We start from the raw sequence: 20128 nt of genomic DNA, 5'->3' as shown, positions 1-20128 counted from the left end.
CCACGGTGCTCACGCCCGGCGCCGGTGCGCCTGCATCGCCTCCGTGTAGACGCCGGCCGTCGTCGCGGCCGCCGTGTCCCAGCCGAACGACTTGGCGTGCCGGGCCGCGGCCTCGCCCATGCTGGCGCACAGATGGGGGTTGGCGGCGAACTCGCGCAGCACATGCGCGTAGGCGGCGGGGTCGTGTCCCGGTACGAGGAATCCGGTCCGTCCGTCCTGGACGGCGACGGGCAGCCCGCCGACCGAGGCGGCGATCACGGGCGTACCGGCCGCCTGCGCCTCGATGGCCACAAGCCCGAACGACTCGCTGTACGACGGCATGACCAGAACGGACGCGGCACGGAACCAGTCGGCGAGCCGGGCCTGCTCGACGGGCGGCCGGAAGTGCACGACATCGGCAATGCCCAGCCGCGCGGCGAGCTTCTGCAGCCCCTCCGGCTTCGCGAGGCCGCTGCCGCTCGGACCGCCCACGACCGGCACCACGATGCGGGAGCGCAACTCGGGGCACTCGTCGAGCAGGACGGCGACGGCGCGCAGCAGCACGTCGGGCGCCTTGAGGGGCTGAATGCGACCCGCGAACAAGGGGATCAGCGCATCCTGCGGCAGACCGAGCCGGGCCCGGGCGGCGGCCCGCCCGTCCGCCGGGCAGAACCGGTCCAGGTTCACCCCCGGATGGACGACGGCCACCTTGCCGGCGTCGGCCGCGTAGTGCCGTACGAGTTCGGCGGCCTCTTCGGCGGTGTTGGCGATGAGCCGGTCGGCGGCGGAGACGATCTGGGTCTCGCCGATGACCCGGGCCGCGGGCTCCGGGGTGTCGCCCTCGGCGAGCGAGGCGTTCTTGACCTTGGCCATGGTGTGCATGGCGTGCACCAGGGGGGCGCCCCAGCGCTGGGCGGCGAGCCAGCCGACATGGCCGGAGAGCCAGTAGTGGGAGTGCACGAGGTCGTAGTAGCCGGGGCGGTGGCCCGCCCAGGCCTGCATCACGCCGTGCGTGAAGGCGCAGAGCTGGGCGGGGAGCTCCTCCTTGGCGAGCCCCTCGTAGGGTCCGGCGTCGATGTGCCGGACGAGGACGCCCGGGGCGAGCTCGACGACCGGGGGGAGGGCGGCCGTGGTGGCCCGGGTGAAGACCTCGACCTCGATGTTGATCTCCGCCAGACGCTGCGCCAGCTCCACGATGTAGACGTTCATGCCGCCGGCGTCGCCCGTGCCGGGCTGGTGGAGGGGCGAGGTGTGCACGGAGAGCATGGCCACACGGCGTGGCCGGCGATGCGGCAGCCGCAGCCGCGGGGAAGCCGTCGGGGAGCGACGCCCGAGCCTGCTGATGTACTGGCTCACGTGGCGTTTCCTCCTTGTTCCGGGCATGCCTTCGCGGAGGGCGCAGGACCCCCTCCAAGGTGCGAACGCCGGAGGACGACGCTCCATTTCCAGCACGGATGGCTTTGCCCAATCATTACCTACTGTCGCTCAACCGTTCGAGGCCGGTCGGCGTGGCGGGATCACGCGTCGGCCCCACGGGCCACGATCGCCCCCGCCGCCGACCCCGTCGAGGTCGCCGTCCGACGCGGCGCACTCGCCCACTCCAGAGGTTGTCCACAGGCCACTGGGAGAGTTGTCCACAGGCCGGCCGGCTCCGCCTCCCGGCCGCTTACCCTCGTACGCATGTCAACCCGCGCCGCGTCCCGCCCCGTGGGTACGGTGACGCGCGGGACCACCAATCCGAACCGGCTGCGCCGGATGGACCGCTGGATCACCGCGGTCCACGGCGCGGAGCTGCGCCGCGCGGCGGACCCCGTGGCCGTCGACCTCGGGTACGGCGCCGCGCCGTGGACCGCGGTCGAGCTGCTGCACCGACTGCGCGCCGCCGCACCGCGGACCCGGGTGGTGGGCGTGGAGATCGAGCCCGTCCGGGTCGCGGCCGCGCAGCCGTACGCCCGGGAGGGCCTGGTCTTCCGGCACGGCGGCTTCGAGGTACCCGTCCAGGGCCGCCCGGCCCTCATCCGTGCCGCGAACGTCCTGCGGCAGTACGAGGAGCGCGAGGTCGCCGCCGTGTGGGAGCGGCTGCGCGCCCGGCTCGCCCCCGCCGACCCCGGGGCCGGCTTCCGCGGCGGGCTGCTCGTCGAAGGGACGTGCGACGAGATCGGACGCCGCCATGTGTGGGTCGCACTCGGTCCCGAGGGCCCGCGCACGGTCACGTTCGCGACCCGGCTCGGCTCGCTGGACCGCCCCTCCGACCTGGCCGAACGCCTGCCGAAGGCGCTCATCCACCGCAATGTCCCCGGTGAACCGGTACACGCCTTCCTGCGCGACTTCGACCGCGCCTGGGCCGCCGCCGCGCCCTACGCCTCGTACGGCGCGCGCCAGCGCTGGATACGCACCGTCCGCCGGCTGACGGCGGACTGGCCGGTCACCGACGGCCCGGCGCGCTGGCGCCAGGGGGAAGTCACTGTGACCTGGGGGGCGTTGGCACCCCGCGACTGAACCCGTCCGATCTGCGGGGAACGATCTTCCTGAGTCCTTCGTCACATTCGCGGGAGATCGTCGTACGAAGACGGCCTGTGGGGGAGGGAGATCGTCGTACGAGGTGCGGCAGGAGAGGGAGTTTTTTGCGCCCCTAAGTCCTGCCTCTGTCACTTTGCACGCTGCCGTGACACGATCCCCCAGGCGTCTGGGAGTTACTGACAGTTAATCAGCTTTGGGGGCGAAGTTATGGGATCCGGGAAGCGGACCCTCACCACGTCGGCCATCGTTCTGGTCTGCGCAGTCACCGTGCTGGGCGTGCCCGCAGAGGCGTACGCCAGCCCTGGCCGCCCGACGCCCACGCCGTCCGACCGGTCGGTGACGGCGTCCGTCGGGGATCTCGAAGCCGTCCGCGAGAAGCTGGACGCGCTGTACCACGACGCCGCGGTCGCCACCGACGCCTACAACGCGGCCGAGGAGAAGAGCAAGGACCAGTCGGCGCAGATCGTCCAGCTGGCCCGGGAGATCGTCAAGGGGCAGGACAAGCTCGCCGAGTTGAAGGACCGCGCCGGCGCCGCGGCCCGCGCCCAGTACCGCGGCGGGGGTCTGCCGCCCGAGGTGCGCCTCTGGCTGAGCAGCGATCCGCAGGGGTTCCTCGACGACGCGGGCACCGTCCGCCAGGGCGAGCGCGCGACCCAGGGCCTGCTCGCCGACTTGACGCGCACACAGCACGACTTGGAGCAGTACGCACGCGACGCCTCCGACCGCTGGAAGGAACTCGACGCCAACCGCAAGGTCAGGGCCGAGGCCAAGAAGAAGATCGAGAAGCAGATCGCCGCGGCGGAGAAGCTCCAGTCACAGCTGCAGGAGAAGGAACGGGAGCGGCTGCGCAAGCTCGAGGAGGAGGCCGCACACAAGGCCCAGACCGCCTGGCTCGACTCCGGAATACTGAAGGAGATCAAGGCCAAGGCCTCCCAAGAGGGCAGGAAGGCCGTACGGTTCGCCACGCGCCAGATCGGCAAACCGTACGTATGGGGCGCAGAGGGCCCCACGTCGTACGACTGCTCGGGCCTGACCTCCCAGGCCTGGATCGCGGCCGGCACGCCGATCCCCCGCACCTCCCAGGAGCAGTGGAAGCAGCTCCGGCACGTCGACGTCAAGGACATGCGCCCCGGCGACCTGATCATCTACTTCCATGACGCCACCCATGTCGCGATGTACATCGGCCACGGGGCGATCATCCACGCCCCGCGCCCGGGCCGGACGGTGACCATCGCGGGCGCGGGCTCGATGCCCATCCTGGGGGTCGTTCGCCCGGACGCGTGATGTGCCCCACGTGACATGACACACGACGGCCCCCGCCCAAAACCTCAACCACACGTGACATTCGTCATCCCCGGTGGGGCCCGCCGTGTCCAACTGCGGTACGTGATGCGGCATATGACGGCGGCCGCTTGCCCCACCCCGCCCCGCCGGGCATTCCGTTGTCCCCTCGGCTACCGCTATGGTCCCCGTCGGTGGGTCGAGGTCCCTCGCCCCGCCGTGCCCTCGGGGGGAGGGAAGGAACCCAAGACGATGCCCGTACCCGTACCGCGGCAGAGGGCGATCCCGGCCGCGGAGAGTGGTCAGGCTCAAGCCGAGTCCCTGCCCGTGACCGAGGCCGCACAGGAGCCGGCCGCCCGCGGCACCACCGCGACCGAGACGCTCACCCTGCTGGTGATCGAGGACGACCCGGTCGGTTCGCCGATCGTGCCCGAAATGCTCGACACGGCGGGCCGTCCCATTCGGCTGCGCACCGCCCGCAACCTCACCGAGGCCGGGCGGCTGCTCACGGACGACGTCCACTGCATCCTGCTGGACCTCGCGCTGCCCGCCCCCGGCCGGGCCGCGGCCGAGGACGACGAGCTGGCCGCGCTGCGGCACGTGCTGCAGATCGCTCCCCGGCACGCCGTCCTCGCCCTCACCGCGTCCTGCGACGCCGAGCGCGGCGCCGAGGCCGTGCGCGTCGGCGCCCAGGACTACCTGTTCCGCGACGAGCTGGACGGACGCCTGCTGAGCCGGGCGATACGGTACGCGGTCGAACGCAAGCGCTCCGAGACGGCCGAGCGCCGGCTGACGGAGTCCAAGCTGCGGGCCCAGGAGAACGCCCGGCTCGAGCGGGGTCTGCTGCCCAATCCGCTGCTCGACGGCTCCTCGCTGCGTTTCGCGGCCCGCTACCGCCCCGGCCGCTCCCGCGCGCTGCTCGGCGGAGACTTCTACGACACCGTCCGCACGCCCGACGGCACGGTGCACGCGATGATCGGCGACGTCTGCGGACACGGCCCCGACGAGGCGGCCCTCGGCGTGGAGCTGCGCATAGCCTGGCGTGCCCTGACGCTCGCGGGCCTGTGCGGTGACGAGCTGCTGTCGACCCTCCAGCAGGTGCTGGAGCACGAGCGCGGCAACGAGGAGATCTTCGCGACGCTGTGCACGGTGGACATCGCGCCGGACGGCCGCCGCGCCGGACTGTGTCTGGCCGGCCACCCGTCCCCGCTGATCGCCCGCCCGGACCGGCCCGCCGAGCTGCTGCCGTACGACAACAACGGCCCGGCACTCGGTCTGCTGCGGCACGCCCGCTGGCCGCGCCTGCAGGTCGAGCTGGGGCCCGTCTGGAGCCTGATGCTCTACACGGACGGGCTGATCGAGGGGCGAATCGGCGAGGGCCGGGAGCGGCTCGGCCAGGAGGGCATGCTGGAGCTGGTGCAACGCCGGCTGGCCGACGGCCTGACCGGCGAGGAACTGCTGCGCACCACGGTCAACGAGGTCCGCGACCTCAACGGCGGTGAGCTGGCGGACGACGTCGCGGTCGTCCTGCTCGACCGCGGACCGTGACGCACGGCGACAAGCGATATGACGGCGGCGGCGGGCCATGGCCCGCCGCCGCCGTCATATCGATAGAACCGTGGTCCTCGTCTACCGCCCGCCGTTGTACGGACCGTAGGGACCGTCGCTGCTGCTTCCACGCCGACGCCGGCCCCAGCCGCCTCCGGAGATCTGCTTGAGGGCGGGCCGGACGTCCACGAAGAAGACGATGCTCGCGACCAGGCCCGCGAGCTGCAGGAAGAGCATCGGTACCAGCAGGTTCACCGCAACCGCGACACCCAGGATGATCAGCCAGAAGCCCTTGTTCTGCTTGTCGGCCGCCCGGTACGCGTCGTTCCGGTACAGCGCGGCCATCACCAGTGCCACCACGGCGAGCACCAGCATGGCGAGGTACAGCAGCGAGAGAAAGCCGCCGAATGCCGTCAACAGCACTATGCCCACCACCCGGGTCGAGTCCTATGTACGGCCACCGTACCCGTGTCCGGCAGCCGTGTATCCGTGAGAACGGACCGGGCACTCCGCAAGTGCCCGGTCCGTCCGATGTCACATGATCCGTCCACTTACTTCGCCGGCGGCGTGGTCTTCTTCGCCGGGGCCTTCTTGGCGGCCGGGGCCTTCTTCGCCACCGGCTTCTTCGCCGGGGCGGCGGGCTCGGCCACGGCCGCGACGGGCTTCGGCTCGTCCTTGACGACGACGGGCTCCGGCTTGCCCTCGACGGCGACGGCCAGCTCCTCGATCTCCTCGGCGGCCTCGCCGCGCCAGGTCTTCACGGCCAGCTCGCCGTGCTCGGCGACCTTCTCGTAGGTCTCGCGGGCCTTGACCGCGTACTCGGCGGCGACGCCGACACTCCGCAGAGCGAGGTCCTGGGCGGTCTCACCGAGCTTCTTCAGGTCGGCGTCGAGGTTGGTGCCGAACTTCTTGATGTCGGAGTCCAGACCGTTGATGAACTCGTTGAACTTGCCCTGGAGGGTCTCCTGCGTCTCCTTGACGCGGGCTCCGGCCACCTTGGCGCGGGCCGCGGCCCGCTCCTGGACGGCCTTGGGGTCGGTGTTGCGCACGGCCTCGATGCGGGCCGGGGCCTCGGAGCGCAGCTGCTCCACCAGGCCGGGCACCTTCCTGGCCTGCTGCAGGGCCAGATCGGCGGTACCGGCGGCGAAGTAGAGCGGGGTCGGGTCGCTGAGGGTCTTGCGCAGGTCGTTGCTGATGGCCATGGGAACGGTCCTCCCGGATCGCTTTTCGTCTGAGGGTTTTGGGTGGCCCGCGGGGCGCTTTCCAGTCGTCCCGTGCGTTTCGCTGGTCGTCACGGTCCCGAGGTCACCCCGCGCTCTTCCGCGGACCGGCATCGCCGTCGTCGGCCGTACGGGGGCCGGGGGCTGCGGTGTCCTGGGCGTCGTCCGTGTCCGGGCGGGCGATCTCGAACCCGTTCTCCTTGCGGAAGGACTCGTAGATCTGCAGCAGCACCTGCTTCTGCCGCTCGGTGAGCGTGGGATCGGCGAGGATGACCGCACGAGTCTCCACCTCGTCCCGGTCCCGCTCGGCGTCGAGGATGCCGGCCCGCACGTACAGCGTCTCGGCGGAGATCCGCAGTGCCTTGGCGACCTGCTGCAGCACCTCCGCGCTCGGCTTGCGCAGCCCGCGCTCGATCTGGCTCAGATACGGATTGGACACCCCGGCGGCGTCGGCGAGCTGCCTGAGCGACAGCTGCGCATTGCGCCGCTGCTCGCGCAGGTACTCACCGAGATTGCCGACGTTGAGCGATGCCATACGTCTACCTTGCCGCACCCTTGCTAACAATTGCAAGCAGGCCGCTTGCAAAAGTGCGCCGTGTCGCGTCCGGCGGGGTGTCGCCCCGTGCGGGCTGATGCCTCTCGCTGATCTGTCTCGTTCCTTCTGACCACCGCTGTGCCCGGCCGCCTACGGTCGTCCCGCCTGGTCGGCGCCGCACTGCCTGACGCACCCCCATGCAGGTGGCTTCCGCGGTGGCAGAACGGCTACGCGGTCCCGTCGGAGAAGCTCACCCGCACCGCGACCACCGCCCCCGACGCATCCAGGTCGGCCGACACGGGAAAATATCCGTCCCCCCAACTCGTCATCGCGCAAAGCAGTCGGGCGTCACCGACATCCACAGTTCCGGCCTCGACTTCAGAGGCGCGAACCTGTCGCATGACCTGCCAGTGATGGGAATGAGGCCGGAAGTCCACCATCATGCGGCGCCCGGTCTCCTCCTTCCAGCTCTGCACAGCAAGGGCCTTCTCCATCGCCTCCGCCACGGCCAGCCCGGTCCACCCGCGCACACCGTCCTCGCCGGGTTCGCCCAGTTCCGGTGCCGAGAACGTCGCGGCGGCTTCCTCAGCGTCAGCACCCCAGAACGCGACATCAGCCAAGCCGTCCACAGGCTCGTCGTGCTGCCAGGCGTTCAGGGCATCACCGTCGCCGAAGAGCACCCTGGCCCAGTCGACGCCGACATCACCCAACAGCACGGTCGACTCCGCCGGGGCATCGCTCATCCGAACGGATATCTCTGACCAGCGCAGCCCGACACCGTCACCGAAGTCAGCCCGGGAAGCCAGCGCCGGCAGACGGCGATCGCGAGGCACCCCGCCCACTGCGACAACAGGCACCCCGAACATCAGGAAACCACCGCCGCCTTCAGCGACAGTGCGGCGTACACGTTGGGCATGCGGTTCGCCGCCCGGCAACGCCTCCAAACGAGCGTCCAGGCCGGCGGCTCGGCAGTGCTCTTCGAATGTCCTCTCGAACTCGCCTGCCTGAGAGGCCGGAATGTCATGGAGCATTGCACCTGGCTGCCGGTCGAAGCTGCGAACCGCTGCCGAGGCGTCCGAGCCGACCGCAGCGAAGTCGACCGAGTTGAGGTATTCGGCAGCCATCGCCGGATCCTCAACACCGAGCAGAGCAGGATCGATCTCCGACGGCGACCGCTCACCGCTCCACAACCCCAGACTGCCGCCGTCCACGACGACCAGCGTCCCCGACGGGCAACTGATCTCACCGAGCCTGAAGATCTTTTCCATGGCGCGCGAGTCTAGGCTGCCCCTCCTGCCGTCAGCGCCCATGACCGCGCCGGTGCGGTCGGCCACTGCGCAAGGGGACACCCCTCACGCCGTCGTTCCCTGTCTCCAGCTCGGGTTCGCGGCGAGGGTCCACAAGTCGTCGAAGTGCTTGTTCCATGTGGTGATCACGGTCCTGGCCTCGTCACCGCTCTCCTGCGACCAGACGTTGAGGTCCGTGCGATAGCCCTTCGGGTCGTAGAACTCGGGATCCGTGCTGCGCAGCATCGTCCGGGCGGCCACGTCGTAGAGGCCGTGCAGCACCAACTCCCTGTTGAAGATGCAGATCTTGTCCCTCGGTATGCCGGGATAGACGCGGTACTCGCACTCAGCCGCCACCCGGCCGACGGCGGTGAGCCTCTCGGCGATGATGGACAGGGTGCGGTCGTACTCCTGGCACCGCAGCTCGAGCCGCCTGCGGAAGTCGGGGTCGTCCAGTGGCACCCCGCCCGGTCCCACCATCGAAGGCACCGTCATCGACTGCCCGAAGTCCGGGATCAGGAAACGAATGGTGACGTGTCTGGTCGGGCCGGGATCGTCGAGGAGCCCTTCGAGGCGGTGATAGAGCTCGTTGTAGAGGGTTTCGCCGGTGTAGCCGAGAAAGCTGATCTCCACGGTGCGTGCGCTGAACGCCTCGCCGACGAAGCCGCCCAGCTCCCGCGAATTGACCTGCCGGCGCGGTGGCATCCGCAGGGACACGGTCAAGTCCTTCACAGAGTCGTACAGCACGTAACCGACCAGGCTGAGCAGGGCGCCGCCAAGGAACACCTTGCCCTGCAGGGCGTCCCCCACCGGCTTCACGAACTGTGCGATCAACCCCGTGATGAAGAACCCCAGCAGCAGGATCCGTGTGACCGCCGGCTCGTAGCGGGCCCGTAACCTCTTCAGGCGCTCGATCACATCGCCCTCGGCCGGTCTCCTCCCACCGACGGACATCCGCAGCCCCTCCCCGCACCGAGACGCCCAGCGGTGTTCAGTTGTCCGCCGAGAGCCCGCCTACCCGTTGGGCTCCATGGTCCTTGTGTGGCAGTGCACGGACAAGATGGGGATTCGCAATCGACTTGACGCGCAATCCGAGTGCGGCCGTGGCCTCGGCCAAGGTCATCGCGTACGTGTCCACGGCCCGGCGCACATTGGGGGCATCCAGACTGTCGCCCGTCACGAGACGGTCGAGATCCACGTAGGCCGAGCGGACGACCTCCATCCACCGATAGACGCGCCAGTCCTCCTGCCAGCCCTTTGTGCATTCCTCCGGCAGAGAGCCCGACCAACGGGCGAACATCCTCCCGCGGATCTCGGGGCGTGTGGGCGTGAGATGCATATGGCGGACCAGGTCGTACAGCGGGTCGCCCACCATGGCCATCTCCCAGTCGATGAGGGTGAGTCCGCCCGACCGACGCACCAGATTCCACGGGTTCAGATCGCCGTGCAGCAGGGTCGGAGAGCGGGGGGTCACCCGGTGCCGGGAAAGGATCTCCCGCAGGCGTTGCGCATCAGGCAGGCCCAGGACTCTGGCCAATTGCTGGGACTCCTTGGGCAGGCCACCCACCAGCATGACCAGTTGCTCACTCAGCCATCGGTAGAAGCCGACCCCGTCGGCCACCTCCCAGGACGTCGGATCAAGGGGGGCATAGTCGACCCGCGTCAGGGCGCACAGCTGGTCGACCAGTCCGTCCGCCTCGTGTGGCAGCAGACCGTTGACCGGGTGGTTCGGTGGCCGGTCGCCCTCGGGGGGGCCGACGTACGTGTGGATGGCGAAGGGGTCGTTGGCGTGACTCTCGCCGAGGGCCAGCACCCTCGGCGCCATCACCGCGACACCGGACCGCTCGATGGCCGCGAGGACCGCGTGTTCGCTCAGGTAACCCCGCTCGCGGCGGCAGGCGGATGCCAGCTTTCGGCGCACCACGACGGGAAACTCGACCTCCGCCACACGCACCACCGAGTTGAGATGGCCGGTGCCTTTGAACACCCGGTTGGCCGGCGCGGATCCCTCGGCCAGCAAGGCGTCGCGAACAGCCGAACGCGGAAAATCAGGGTGCTCGGGAAGCCGCTCGTCCGGCTTCCAGCGCAGTGCGGTGACCGTCCGGCGGACACCCCTCGCCTGCTCGCCCCGAGACGTCCGCCACCGAACGAGAACCCGCTCGATCTCGGCGACGTCCGGCACGTGAGCCAGCCGAAGCGGTTCGGCCGCAGCCTGGAGAGCACGGCTCACGCTCGCGGTCGCCGTGTCCAGGCGCTTCTGGTCGAACGAGTCCTCCAGCGACGTCGCCGCGCGGATCACATCGGGGTAAATGGACTGGGCACGCTCGAATGCGACGTAGTGACGCAGATCCCTGGCCAGACCGTTGGCCGCCATCGGTCTGATGGCCTGCATGGCGTGCGCCCACGCGTCGATCACCTCGCCCCACTGGAACGCCGGGTACTGCATCCGGACCAGATGGGTGGCGAGGTCGTGCAGGGGGTCGCCGTAGGTCGCGAGCTCCCAGTCCACACAGATCAGGGGCGGCTCACCGCGGTAGGTGACGATCACATTGTCCCGGTGCAGATCCGCGTGGAGCAGGCTGAACGGCCTCCGGACCATGAGCGGCACTCGCTCGGCCAGCCGGATCAGCGCGTCCTCGGGGATACCGAGTGCCGCGAACAGTCCGCCGAAGGCAGTCCAATTGGGCTGGCGGATCTGCCGGTCAGCCAACAGCGCCAGCTTCCTCAGAAAGCCCTGGCTGTCCTTGTCGTTGCGCGGCCACCCTTCGGGCAGTCGCGGCAGCGCCTCCCTGCGTACCTGCGACATCTGGGCGAGCAGTCCTGCCAGTGCGTCGATCAGCAACCCGTCGACCGGCTTGCCGTTGGGACAGACGGTGGACAGCGGGACACCTTCCACAAAACTGTGGATGGAAGCCTCCCGGCCACGGACGAGGCAGGTGGGGACATGCGGCAGCTCCCCCTCGATGGCATCGAGGATCTCCGCTTCGTCCCGCCAGGTCCTGATGACGACAGGCAGCGCTTCGGGTCTGCGGATACGTACGGTCACATTCGTGCCCGGCTCGCGTCGCACGCGACGAGCCATGGCCTCGGTGAGGGGCAACACATAGTTACGGTTGTGATGACCCCCGGTCATCACCCCGCCCAGCTTCGCCTGGCCCACGAACTCGTCGTAGACGTCATCGGCGGCCCATCGTTCCCGTAAGGCACGTCGGGGAACGGGAGGTGTGCCCACGGGCCTCTCCTGTTGCTGAAGTTGCGGCAACAGTAGCGGCAAGCGGAACGGCGCACCCTCCGGACTGGTCTCAACGACGTAACGGGTCGGGATGATGCAAGGCGGCGCGCCCCCACGGTGACGAGTCGGTCACCCGATGCAGAAGTCAGACCGAGAGCAGATCCCACAGCGAGTCGAACCACAACTGCATACTGTCGACGAACGTCGAGCCCGACGAGTTCGGATCGTCGTCCCTGACATGGTGCGTGAGCGTGGCACCGAGTCCGATCACATCGAGCGCCTCGATCTCCTTGCCGCTGTCCAACACGATGGGCCGCTCGTCGACCACATAGGGGCCGAACAGGGCTTCGGTCTCGTTGAACAGGTACACCTTGAACGCCGGAGGCAGCCTGACATGGTGGACCTCGAGGTCGAAGGACTCGACGAGCTTCGCCGCCTGGAGGTTGCCCAGTACGCGCCGCAGCGAGGACGTGTGCTCCCGGGCGATTCCCAGGTGCCGCTCCGCCACCGCGGAGTCGTCCTTCGCGTTCCGGGCCTTCGGATACGGAAGCTCCAGATCCTCCGCCGGCAGCAGAAGGCGCAGCTTCACCCGCGGGGGCGTGGGATGCGACTCGACTCTCCGATCGCGGACCCATTTGTCGTACAACATCTTGAGATGCATGTTGAGCGACTCCGAGGTCAGCGTGTAGACGTCGAGGTCGACCTCCGGCAAATTGAACGCCTGCTCGATGAATGACCCCACGGTCACGGGGGCGCCCGGTTTCACGCCCCGGGGCGTCGAGGACTCGATGCGCTGGGTCTTGATCACTCGCGATCCGCTGCCGCGCTTGGACTGGATCCAGCCTTCGCTGGTGAGCTCCCTGATCGCCCGCTGCACGGTGTCACGAGAGACGCCGAACTCGTCGGCCAGAGCCCGCTGCGGGGGAAGTGTGCCATTCAACGGATAGGTCTCGTCGGCTATCCGGGCACGCAGGACTCCCGCGACGCGGTCGAACTCCGTGCCGCCGCCTTCACCCACGCGCTCTGCATCCACACGCCGACCGTACCGCCTTCACCCGATCAGCAAACCGTTTCCGGCCAACCAAACAGTCCAACTGCCCTACTGGTTACAGGATCAAGCAAGCAGGGCACATGCCAATCAAGATAACCAGTCCAATTGGTCTGTAAGTTGGGTAGTTGACTGGAAGCGGAAGGATGGGGTGGGGAAAGTGATCCAGTCAGAAGGGCTTGTAGCCGCAGCGGAGTTCGTCCTGTCGATGCTGGCCCAGTCGAAGATCGGCCTGCTGGGGGCGATCCTCATCGCGCTGATCTTCGCGGGCGTACGCGCGCACCACACCCGCCTCGCGGTGGGAGCCGCGGTCATGTTCGCCATCCTGATGTCTCAGGCCTGACCGCGCAGCATCCGCAGCACCGGTTCGAGTGACTCCACGACGACCTCGACCCCCGCGCTCCTCAAACGTTTCTCCTTGTCCTCGTTGCGGGCGAAGCCGATGAACGCGACGCCGGCGTTCTGAGCGGCGTAGAAGTCCGAGGGGGCGTCCCCGATCATCAGGGAGGCGGTGCGATCCGCGCCCATCGCGTTGAGGGCCTGGTTGAGGCAGTGCGGATGCGGCTTCAGCAGGTCGAGGTCGTGTGTGCGGCCGAAGACATAGGGGGCGAAGCAGGAGTCCAGGTCGCGTGTCGTGAGGTACGCGGTCGCCACCCGGGCGGAGTTGTTGGTCGCCACGGCAAGCTGACCGCCGAGGGCGCTCCAGGTGCGGATCAGCGGGTCGGCGTACGGTGTCGGCATCGCGGACGCCACCGCCTTCAGCTCCTGCTGGGTGAGCCGCTCCTCCAGTTCGGTCACCAGATCGCTCTGCGGATGTCGTCGATGGATCGCCTCGAGGACGTAGTGGGGGTCCGGATGGACCCGTTCCTCCTCGGTCAGCAGGCCGCGCAGCCCTCGGCTTTCGAGCCAATCGACCAGTCGGCGCGCGACGTCCTCCGCCGTGTGCCCCGCAAAGAGCCGACAGATCGGCCCATCGAAGTCAAAGAGTATAAAACGCGCCCTGGCGATCAACTTCCGCAGATTCTCAGTCTCTTCTGCCACCAGATCAGTCTGCGTCGTATCAGAAGTCACTAGGAGAGTGTCAGGTCCGAGGTGATGGTTTCCCAGAGGGCGTCGAACCACTTCTGCGACTGATCGACGAAAGCCGCGTCCCGTTGCCCCGTCCGGCGTTCGAAGGAGAAGAGCAGGGACTCGGCGCCCAGGGTGTCGTACATCTCGAGTGTCTGGCTGTAGACCTCCTCCTCCCGCCTCGTGACCATGTAGTAGGCGATCAGGGCCTCCGACCCGTTCAGCAGATAGAGCTTCACCGGCGGGGTGAACGGCAGGGCGCGGAACGTCACACGGACGTCGATGCCGTGCGACGAGCGCAGGGACTGGAGATTGTGGCGCAGGACGTGGCCCTGGGCATTGCGCTGGTCCAGCCAGCGCTTGTGGACCGGGTCGGTGTCACCGGGGCTCTGGACCGAGATCGGGAAGGCCAGATTGATGTCCCGGGACGGCAGCAGGATGCGGGCGTCGATCGACTCCGGGCGGATGCGGCCCTCGTGGATCTGCCGCAACGGCCCACCGAGCGCCAGCATCAGCGTCTCCGCGGTGAGGCAGGCCGCGTCGATGCGGACGTGCGGTGTCCCGAACGCCTCCACGAGCCTCGGGGTCAGCCCGACCATCGTCGGCTGCGGCTCGTCCCTGACCTGCTGGGGCTGCGCGATCCTGGGCGGGCTCCCCTTGCTGACGTTGCTCAGCAGCCCGGCCTCCTGGAGAAGGCGCAGGGCCTGGCGGACCGTGCCCCGCTCCACACCGAACTCCTCGGCCAGCTCGGCCTGTGTGGGCAGGCGGTCGCCCGCCTTCAGCTCGCCGGCACGGATGCGGTCCCGCATCGTCTCGGCGATCTCCTGGGGCGAGAGCCTTCTGCTGCCGTTCACTGCGACGTTCTCCTGGGTCACGACCAAACGCTACAACCTACGTCCATCTATGTGGAGTTGTCTGATAGTTGTTTATAAGCATAGACCAACTGGGGATAACTATAAGGGAGTTGGTTGCCAACTCAAAAGAGTTGGCGGAGGGATTGCCTCCTCTCGCGCACCAGCCGTAGGCCGTCGCCCCTGCGGACGGTTCGCCCGCCCTTGCCCAACCCTCCGGATCGCCGGTTTCCACCCGCACGGAAAGAGGTGCCACCATGCCCGCCATAGCCCTTCTCTCCGCTCTCTTCGTCGTCGGCTTCGACCAGTTCGTCCAGTGGAAGTACGGGACGATGGGCATCATCGGCCTGCTGTTGCTGACCGTCGGCATCAAGGCCAAGAGCCCCACCTGCAGCTCCGTCGGGGCGGTCGTCCTCGCCCTGATGGTCGCCCAGCCGGCCCTCTGACCAGCCCTTCGGGAGACCGTCCGAACCGCTGGAGGACATCGGCTAGCCGCCGAGCTCCAGTTCCGAGCTGATGGTCTCCCAAAGGGCGTTGAACCACAGATGCGACTGCTCCACGAACGTCGTGTCCCGCAGGCCCGCCCCCTGCGCGAAGGGGAACAGCATGGACCGCGTGCCCTCGGCGTCGTACATCTCCAGATACTCGTGGTCGATCTCCGCGCCCCGGCGGGTCACCGTGTAGTACGCGAAAAGCGCCTCCGCCCCGTTGAGCAGGTACAGCTTCACCGGCGGAGTGAACGGCAGCGCCCGGAAGGTGACATGCACGTCGATGCCGTGCGTGCTGCGCAGCGCCAGCAGGTTGTGTCTGAGGACCTGGCCCTGGGCGTTCCGCTGCGCCAGCCAGCGCCGGCGCAACCGGCCGTCGTCCGTGTCCTCCACCGGTTTGGGGAACGCGAGCTCGATCCGGCCGCTCGGCAGCAGCAGGCGCACATCGACCTTGGCCGGTTTTATTCGCCCCGCGTGAATCTCGCGCAACGGCTCGCTCATCGCGAGCGTGAGCGATACCGATGTCAGGCACAGGGCGTCTATCTCCACGTGCGGAGCGGCGAAGGCCGCCGAGATCCGGGGGGCGAGCGCCACCATCGTGGGCTGGGGCGGCACCTCCGGGCCGGCCACGGCACCGCCGGTGTGCGGTGCGACGGTCGCCGGGCTTCCCTTCGACACGTTGACGAGCAGACGCTCCGTCTGCAGGGTGCGCAGCGCCTGACGCACCGCCGCCCGCTCCACGCCGAACTCGTCGGCCAACTCGGCCTGCGTGGGCATGCGCTGGCCGGGCCGCAGCACTCCGGACCTGATCCGGCTGCGCAGCTCGTCGGCCACATCATGATGCGACCTCTGTGGCCGCTGTGACCTCTTCCGTCCGTTGACGGAGGCATGTTCCGGCTCCACGACCAAACACTACAACTTCACGCCATCTTCCGGCAGTTCAGAGAAAGGTGGTTATGAGACGTCTCCAATCGGAGATAAGTAAGGTGAAGTTGGTCGCCAACTTCGGGAAGTTGAGAGAGCTTGAGCGCTCTTGGCCAGCACAAGGACTGACCGAACTCCCTTCCGGAGGGGAGCCGGGAGCTCGGCCGGTCCGCACCAGGCGCACCACCACAACTGAATCGCTACGGATGAACAGCACGAAGCGCCACCGCCCGCACGGAAGGAGTGCCACCGCAGAGACCGGCCAAGCCCGCGAGGGCTCAGAAGATGTCCGGGCACCACGGTCGCCTGGACGTACGCAGCAGGGCGTCGGCGACAAGGGCGGCGCCCTCTTGCTGTTCCCGCACCCGCCCGAGCGCCGCCAGACGCACGGCGGACTCGTCCCCCAGCCACAGGGTCGCCAGTTCCGCCACGGGAAGGGTCAGCTGGGGTTCCAGGTCGGTCGGCTTGCACTCCGCGCCGTCCGGGCCGGCCTCCAGCCGGTAGCGGCCGCCGGTCAAGCCTGCCTCGTCCACGACCTCGAGGACGAGCGCGCCGCTACCGCCGTAGGTACGCGCCTCCAGAGCCCGTACGACGTCCAGGATCCGCACCCACAGCCAGTCCGCGTACGTGGTGAGACGGGCCGCACGCGGGTCGGGCAGGAGGTGCGGCAGCAGATCGTCGGGGGCCCGGCGGCCCGACTTCACCGTGGTGACCCAGTCGATCGAGCAGAGGTAGTGCCACAGGGCGCGCTCGGCCGCCGGGCTGGTGGTGATCAGGTTCTTGACGCTCACGGTGTTCGCGGGCCGCTTGTCGTCGCCCCAGTTGTCGTCGCAGGCGTAGGCGGCCAGTCCCTCGACCTCCCCGGACGGGGACCGGTAGACGGCGTGGAAGGGCTCGGTCCACGGCCGGGCGTCCAGGCGGACCGCGCCCGTGGTGACCTGCCACCAGCGCTCGTTGCGGTTGATCGCCCCCGGCTGGGCGAGCCGGAGGCGCTCGTGGAGCTCCGGGCCGAGCTTGCGCACCTCGGAGCCGTCGACCAGGTCGATGCGGCCGCCGTCGTCCGGGATGGAGCGGTGACGGTCGAGACCGGTGCGGGGGAGGTCGACAGTCCACTCGGCGGTGTGGGTGGCGGGGCCGAAGCCGAAGCGGCCGTAGATGGGGTACTCGGCGGCGATCAGTGTGGCGGCGACGTCGCCGCGTTCCTTCGCCGCCGCGAGGTCCAGTGCCATCATGCGGCTGAGGATGCCGCGGCGGCGGTGGGTGGCCGTGACGGTGACGTTGGTGATGGCGTCGGCGGGGACGGCCGCCCCGCCGACGGCGGTGAGCTCCTGGGCGAAGGAGCGGAAGGTACCCACGATGCGGGCCTGGCCGCGGTCGAAGGCGGCGAGCGTACGGGACGGAACGACGTACGTGCCGAGGTCGGCGACGTCGTGGTCCGAGAGGGCCGGGGAACGCAGGAAGCCCGTGCTCAGCGCACGGCTCCAGTCCCGGATCTCGGGTTCGGTGATCGGGCGTACCTCGATGTCTTCGGCGCGGCGGCTCATGGCCCCACGCTAGGGGTACGGCGAATCGGGTGTCGCGCGGATTTTCGCGGCCCCGCCGCCACGAGGCCGCCCCCCGGGACGCTCCTCCCCGGCCCCCCTGCCCGACCCCGGCCGGAGGGCCGCCGGGCGAGCCGATGCCCGGAGGCTCCGAAGCGGGGCCGGCGGGTGGCCGCCCGTGTTCGGGGGAACCGTACGATGCCTGCCGTGGACACCTCACCGGACGACCTGCGATGCGGGCTCTGCGGGCAGGTCGGGGATGCCCGGCACGAGCAGCGCCACGAGGAGTCGGTGCTCGGCGCGGGGAGGCGTGTGGAGTACGTGGTGATCGGACTGCGCGGCGCCTTGGCCGTCTATCAAGCTGTCGATGACCCCTCTCGGACGCGCAGGACCGGTGCCGCCGGCCTGGCGGCGCAACTGGGGATCGACCTGCCCGATCTTCCCGGCCGCCACTACACGTGCTGGGAGACTCGCGGGGAGTACGGCGTCTTCCGGAGCGGCTTCGAGCCGGCCTGACGAGCTGCGGCACAGGGCCGTCTCCGGGGGATCATCCGATCCTTGGGGGACGTGTGTCGCTGACCGACGCGGGGTGGGCGCGGATCGAGCCGTTGCTGCCGGACCGAACGCCGAGACGTGGCGGTCGGCGGCAGGAAGAGGAAACGCCCTAGAACACCGCGCGTATCTCGCCCACTTCGCGGTCCCCGCCCAGCAGCGGCGCCCGGCCGATGCGGTCCACCACCGGGGCCTCCACACCCATCAGGGTCAGGGCGCGGGACAGTATCGGCCCGAGCGACCGGGTCGCGCCGTCGTCCACCTTGAACGCCAGGGCCCGGCCGTCCGGGAGTGCCACCGCCTGGACCGCCTCCGCGCCCATCTTCGACAGGGCGCCGGGGATCTCCCGCATGAGCCAGGTGTCGGGACGGCGGGTGCCCGCCACGTACTCCGGATGCGCCCGCATCGCGTCGGCCACGCGCCGTTCCGCCGTGCCCGGCTGGGCGAGCACGAAGGACCGGAAGGCACGGGCCAGGCCGGTGAGGCTGATCGCCATGAGCGGGGCGCCGCAGCCGTCCGTTCCGACCGCCGCGACCGGCTCACCGGCCGTCTCCTCCACCACCGAGTGGATCAGCCGCTGCAGCGGGTGGCCGGGGTCGAGGTAGGAGTCGAGCGGCCAGCCCCGCAGCGCGCACACCGCCAGCATCGCCGTGTGCTTGCCCGAGCAGTTCATCGTCACCCGCTCGCGCACGGCACCGGACCCCAGGTAGGCCTCCGCCTCGGCCGGGTCCAGCGGCAGGTCCGGCGGGCACTGGAGGTCCTCCGCGCTCAGGCCGTGCTCGGTCAGCATGGTGCGCACCAGATCCAGATGGAACGCCTCGCCCGAGTGGCTCGCTGCGGCGATCGCCAGTCGCTCCCCGGCCAGGTCCAGGCCCGCCCGCAGCACACCGGCCGCCTGCATGGGCTTGTTGGACGAGCGGGGGAAGACCGGCGCCGAGACGTCTCCGAGCGCGAACTCCACCGAACCGTCCGCGCCGAGCAGGACCAGGTTCCCCCGGTGCCGGCCCTCGACGAACCCGGACCGCACCACCTCGGCGAGTATCGGGGGAATGGCGCAGTGGTCGGATCCGGCGGGCAGGACGGTCTGGGCGGAAGTCGACATGGGTGCTTGCCTTCGCGACGGGGACCCGCCCTTCGCCCGGATGCCACCGGGGTACCGGGGCCGCCGCGCACACCCAGGGGCCCCGGGTTCGCCGGGGCCCTCCGCGTCACATGAGCAGGTCGTCTACTTGTGCTTCTCCCTCACGGTACCTGCGGGCGATCTCGGCGCTGCAATCGTCCGCCGTGCGCTGCAACCGCTGCCGCCGCCGCGAGACCTGCCGCTCGTACCGCACGAGGCGCTTCATGCCCGCCCCCAACTCGTCGTCCGTACGCGCCTGGAGGTCCGACAGCTCGACCTCGGCGAGCATCTCCGCCGCCAGCCGCCGGAACTCCTCGCTCTGCGGTGTGCCGACCGTCACATGACGGGCGGAGGAGCGGTGGCGGGCGGGTGCGTCCCTGAGGATCTCCGGCAGCCGCGTCACGACCTCCTCGGGCATCCGTCCGCCGCGCCGGGCCAGTTCCGCCCGGAGGATGTCGATACGGCCCTGGAGCAGCCGTCGTACATAGCTGAGATCGGCTTCGTCCCGCTGGGCGTCACGGCGCAGTCCGCGCAGTTCGGTCAGCCGCAGCGTGGACAGGTCCTGCCCGGCCCCGTCCGCGGGCATCGGGCTGTCCGTGCGCTGCACGGGAGCCCGGCACTCCCCGGCGCTCCCCGATCGGGCGGGCGCCGCAACCCCGGGTCGTCGCCCGGTACCCACTGTGCTCATGTCCTCAACCGTCCCCTCGACCGGCGCGGCACCCCCCACGGATGCGCCGCAACACAGGCATCGTGCCACCCGGAGTGGTCCCAATGTGACCGAGTGCCCCTGATCTGCCCCGGATGGAGGGTTACGGGCCGATAAGAATGCTCTCGTAAGAGAGGACAAACAGAGGCGCGCAATGCCCCGGACGGCCGGTCGAACGGGCGCTGTCGGCCCCTTCCCGGGGCCGCCGGGAGGCACGGCATGATGGTCC

General features: G+C 69.5%; 20 protein-coding genes. 6 read left to right on the top strand and 14 right to left on the bottom strand.

Annotated elements, in window-relative coordinates:
* Positions 1–9: 9 nt before the first annotated feature.
* Positions 10–1335 (bottom strand): D-inositol-3-phosphate glycosyltransferase, encoded by a 1326-nt coding sequence (gene mshA, locus ACSHXN_RS22365; protein ID WP_355132076.1) that lies wholly within the window; start codon positions 1333–1335, stop codon positions 10–12.
* Between the two features lie 324 nt (positions 1336–1659).
* On the opposite strand from mshA, the gene ACSHXN_RS22360 reads away from it, so the two are divergent.
* The 3 genes from ACSHXN_RS22360 to ACSHXN_RS22350 all read left to right on the top strand — a co-directional run bounded on the left by ACSHXN_RS22360 (position 1660) and on the right by ACSHXN_RS22350 (position 5328).
* Positions 1660–2478, top strand: coding sequence for a class I SAM-dependent methyltransferase (locus ACSHXN_RS22360; RefSeq protein ID WP_438303590.1), 819 nt, complete (start codon positions 1660–1662; stop codon positions 2476–2478).
* Between the two features lie 228 nt (positions 2479–2706).
* A complete protein-coding gene (locus tag ACSHXN_RS22355) occupies positions 2707–3783 on the top strand; it encodes a C40 family peptidase (RefSeq protein WP_355797709.1) in 1077 nt (358 codons plus the stop codon).
* 249 nt (positions 3784–4032) lie between these two features.
* Positions 4033–5328 (top strand): PP2C family protein-serine/threonine phosphatase, encoded by a 1296-nt coding sequence (locus tag ACSHXN_RS22350; RefSeq protein WP_355132079.1) that lies wholly within the window; start codon positions 4033–4035, stop codon positions 5326–5328.
* 81 nt (positions 5329–5409) lie between these two features.
* On the opposite strand, the gene ACSHXN_RS22345 is transcribed toward ACSHXN_RS22350, so the two are convergent.
* The 7 genes from ACSHXN_RS22345 to ACSHXN_RS22315 all read right to left on the bottom strand — a co-directional run bounded on the left by ACSHXN_RS22345 (position 5410) and on the right by ACSHXN_RS22315 (position 12634).
* Positions 5410–5751 carry a DUF2516 family protein gene (locus ACSHXN_RS22345; RefSeq protein WP_355139341.1) on the bottom strand — a complete coding sequence of 114 codons (342 nt, stop codon included), beginning with the start codon at positions 5749–5751 and terminating at the stop codon, positions 5410–5412.
* Between the two features lie 128 nt (positions 5752–5879).
* Positions 5880–6530, bottom strand: a complete 651-nt coding sequence (locus ACSHXN_RS22340) for a hypothetical protein (protein ID WP_355139229.1) — start codon at positions 6528–6530, stop codon at positions 5880–5882.
* Positions 6531–6633: 103 nt separating this feature from the next.
* The gene (locus ACSHXN_RS22335) at positions 6634–7083 is read right to left on the bottom strand and encodes a helix-turn-helix domain-containing protein (RefSeq protein WP_355139231.1); all 450 of its coding nucleotides are present in this window, start codon (positions 7081–7083) and stop codon (positions 6634–6636) included.
* Between the two features lie 227 nt (positions 7084–7310).
* Entirely contained in the window at positions 7311–8351 is a 1041-nt protein-coding gene (locus ACSHXN_RS22330) for a hypothetical protein (RefSeq protein WP_438303588.1), read from the bottom strand.
* Between the two features lie 84 nt (positions 8352–8435).
* On the bottom strand, positions 8436–9323 hold the full coding sequence (locus ACSHXN_RS22325; RefSeq protein ID WP_438303587.1) for a hypothetical protein: 888 nt from the start codon (positions 9321–9323) through the stop codon (positions 8436–8438).
* A gap of 37 nt (positions 9324–9360) precedes the next feature.
* Positions 9361–11601, bottom strand: a complete 2241-nt coding sequence (locus ACSHXN_RS22320; protein ID WP_438303585.1) for a phosphotransferase family protein — start codon at positions 11599–11601, stop codon at positions 9361–9363.
* 145 nt (positions 11602–11746) lie between these two features.
* Positions 11747–12634 carry a GntR family transcriptional regulator gene (locus ACSHXN_RS22315; protein WP_356114435.1) on the bottom strand — a complete coding sequence of 296 codons (888 nt, stop codon included), beginning with the start codon at positions 12632–12634 and terminating at the stop codon, positions 11747–11749.
* A 175-nt stretch (positions 12635–12809) separates the two neighbouring features.
* Between ACSHXN_RS22315 and ACSHXN_RS22310 the strand changes: the two genes are divergently transcribed.
* Entirely contained in the window at positions 12810–12992 is a 183-nt protein-coding gene (locus tag ACSHXN_RS22310) for a hypothetical protein (RefSeq protein WP_356114434.1), read from the top strand.
* On the opposite strand, the gene ACSHXN_RS22305 is transcribed toward ACSHXN_RS22310, so the two are convergent.
* A complete protein-coding gene (locus ACSHXN_RS22305; protein WP_438303584.1) occupies positions 12983–13771 on the bottom strand; it encodes an HAD family hydrolase in 789 nt (262 codons plus the stop codon). The two genes, ACSHXN_RS22310 and ACSHXN_RS22305, sit on opposite strands and share 10 nt — an antisense overlap.
* Positions 13720–14598 (bottom strand): GntR family transcriptional regulator, encoded by an 879-nt coding sequence (locus tag ACSHXN_RS22300; RefSeq protein ID WP_383358719.1) that lies wholly within the window; start codon positions 14596–14598, stop codon positions 13720–13722. Before ACSHXN_RS22300 ends, ACSHXN_RS22305 begins: the two co-directional genes overlap by 52 nt.
* A 227-nt stretch (positions 14599–14825) precedes the next feature.
* Here ACSHXN_RS22300 and ACSHXN_RS22295 point away from each other — a divergent pair, with 227 nt between their 5' ends.
* On the top strand, positions 14826–15014 hold the full coding sequence (locus ACSHXN_RS22295) for a hypothetical protein (RefSeq protein ID WP_220293578.1): 189 nt from the start codon (positions 14826–14828) through the stop codon (positions 15012–15014).
* A gap of 42 nt (positions 15015–15056) precedes the next feature.
* Here the strand turns inward: ACSHXN_RS22295 and ACSHXN_RS22290 are convergent, their stop codons facing one another.
* Together ACSHXN_RS22290 and ACSHXN_RS22285 are read right to left on the bottom strand one after the other, a co-directional pair.
* The gene (locus tag ACSHXN_RS22290) at positions 15057–15965 is read right to left on the bottom strand and encodes a winged helix-turn-helix domain-containing protein (RefSeq protein WP_356291249.1); all 909 of its coding nucleotides are present in this window, start codon (positions 15963–15965) and stop codon (positions 15057–15059) included.
* A gap of 293 nt (positions 15966–16258) precedes the next feature.
* Positions 16259–17524, bottom strand: a complete 1266-nt coding sequence (locus ACSHXN_RS22285; protein WP_356291247.1) for a GNAT family N-acetyltransferase — start codon at positions 17522–17524, stop codon at positions 16259–16261.
* 204 nt (positions 17525–17728) lie between these two features.
* Here ACSHXN_RS22285 and ACSHXN_RS22280 point away from each other — a divergent pair, with 204 nt between their 5' ends.
* Positions 17729–18037, top strand: coding sequence for a hypothetical protein (locus ACSHXN_RS22280; protein WP_356291245.1), 309 nt, complete (start codon positions 17729–17731; stop codon positions 18035–18037).
* A 148-nt stretch (positions 18038–18185) separates the two neighbouring features.
* On the opposite strand, the gene ACSHXN_RS22275 is transcribed toward ACSHXN_RS22280, so the two are convergent.
* Together ACSHXN_RS22275 and ACSHXN_RS22270 are read right to left on the bottom strand one after the other, a co-directional pair.
* Positions 18186–19175, bottom strand: a complete 990-nt coding sequence (locus ACSHXN_RS22275; RefSeq protein WP_355139255.1) for an asparaginase — start codon at positions 19173–19175, stop codon at positions 18186–18188.
* A 106-nt stretch (positions 19176–19281) separates the two neighbouring features.
* Complete coding sequence (locus ACSHXN_RS22270; protein ID WP_355139257.1) at positions 19282–19881, bottom strand: RsiG family protein; 600 nt, start codon at positions 19879–19881, stop codon at positions 19282–19284.
* Positions 19882–20128 lie beyond the last annotated feature (247 nt).

It is taken from the genome of Streptomyces sp. HUAS TT11 (genome assembly GCF_051553595.1).
In the GTDB taxonomy this organism is placed as follows: Bacteria; Actinomycetota; Actinomycetes; order Streptomycetales; family Streptomycetaceae; genus Streptomyces.
The sequence above is the reverse complement of the archived record's forward strand: the minus strand, read 5'-3'. Positions and strand labels throughout refer to the sequence as shown.

Excerpts from the sequence above, each read along its gene's own strand:
- ACSHXN_RS22295 (WP_220293578.1), top strand. The coding sequence starts at position 14,826 with ATGCCCGCCATAGCCCTTCTCTCCGCTCTCTTCGTCGTCGGCTTCGAC.
- ACSHXN_RS22275 (WP_355139255.1), bottom strand. The coding sequence starts at position 19,175 with ATGTCGACTTCCGCCCAGACCGTCCTGCCCGCCGGATCCGACCACTGC.
- ACSHXN_RS22335 (WP_355139231.1), bottom strand. The coding sequence starts at position 7,083 with ATGGCATCGCTCAACGTCGGCAATCTCGGTGAGTACCTGCGCGAGCAG.
- ACSHXN_RS22325 (WP_438303587.1), bottom strand. The coding sequence starts at position 9,323 with ATGTCCGTCGGTGGGAGGAGACCGGCCGAGGGCGATGTGATCGAGCGC.
- ACSHXN_RS22330 (WP_438303588.1), bottom strand. The coding sequence starts at position 8,351 with ATGGAAAAGATCTTCAGGCTCGGTGAGATCAGTTGCCCGTCGGGGACG.
- ACSHXN_RS22285 (WP_356291247.1), bottom strand. The coding sequence starts at position 17,524 with ATGAGCCGCCGCGCCGAAGACATCGAGGTACGCCCGATCACCGAACCC.
- ACSHXN_RS22355 (WP_355797709.1), top strand. The coding sequence starts at position 2,707 with ATGGGATCCGGGAAGCGGACCCTCACCACGTCGGCCATCGTTCTGGTC.
- ACSHXN_RS22270 (WP_355139257.1), bottom strand. The coding sequence starts at position 19,881 with ATGAGCACAGTGGGTACCGGGCGACGACCCGGGGTTGCGGCGCCCGCC.
- ACSHXN_RS22360 (WP_438303590.1), top strand. The coding sequence starts at position 1,660 with ATGTCAACCCGCGCCGCGTCCCGCCCCGTGGGTACGGTGACGCGCGGG.
- ACSHXN_RS22340 (WP_355139229.1), bottom strand. The coding sequence starts at position 6,530 with ATGGCCATCAGCAACGACCTGCGCAAGACCCTCAGCGACCCGACCCCG.
- ACSHXN_RS22350 (WP_355132079.1), top strand. The coding sequence starts at position 4,033 with ATGCCCGTACCCGTACCGCGGCAGAGGGCGATCCCGGCCGCGGAGAGT.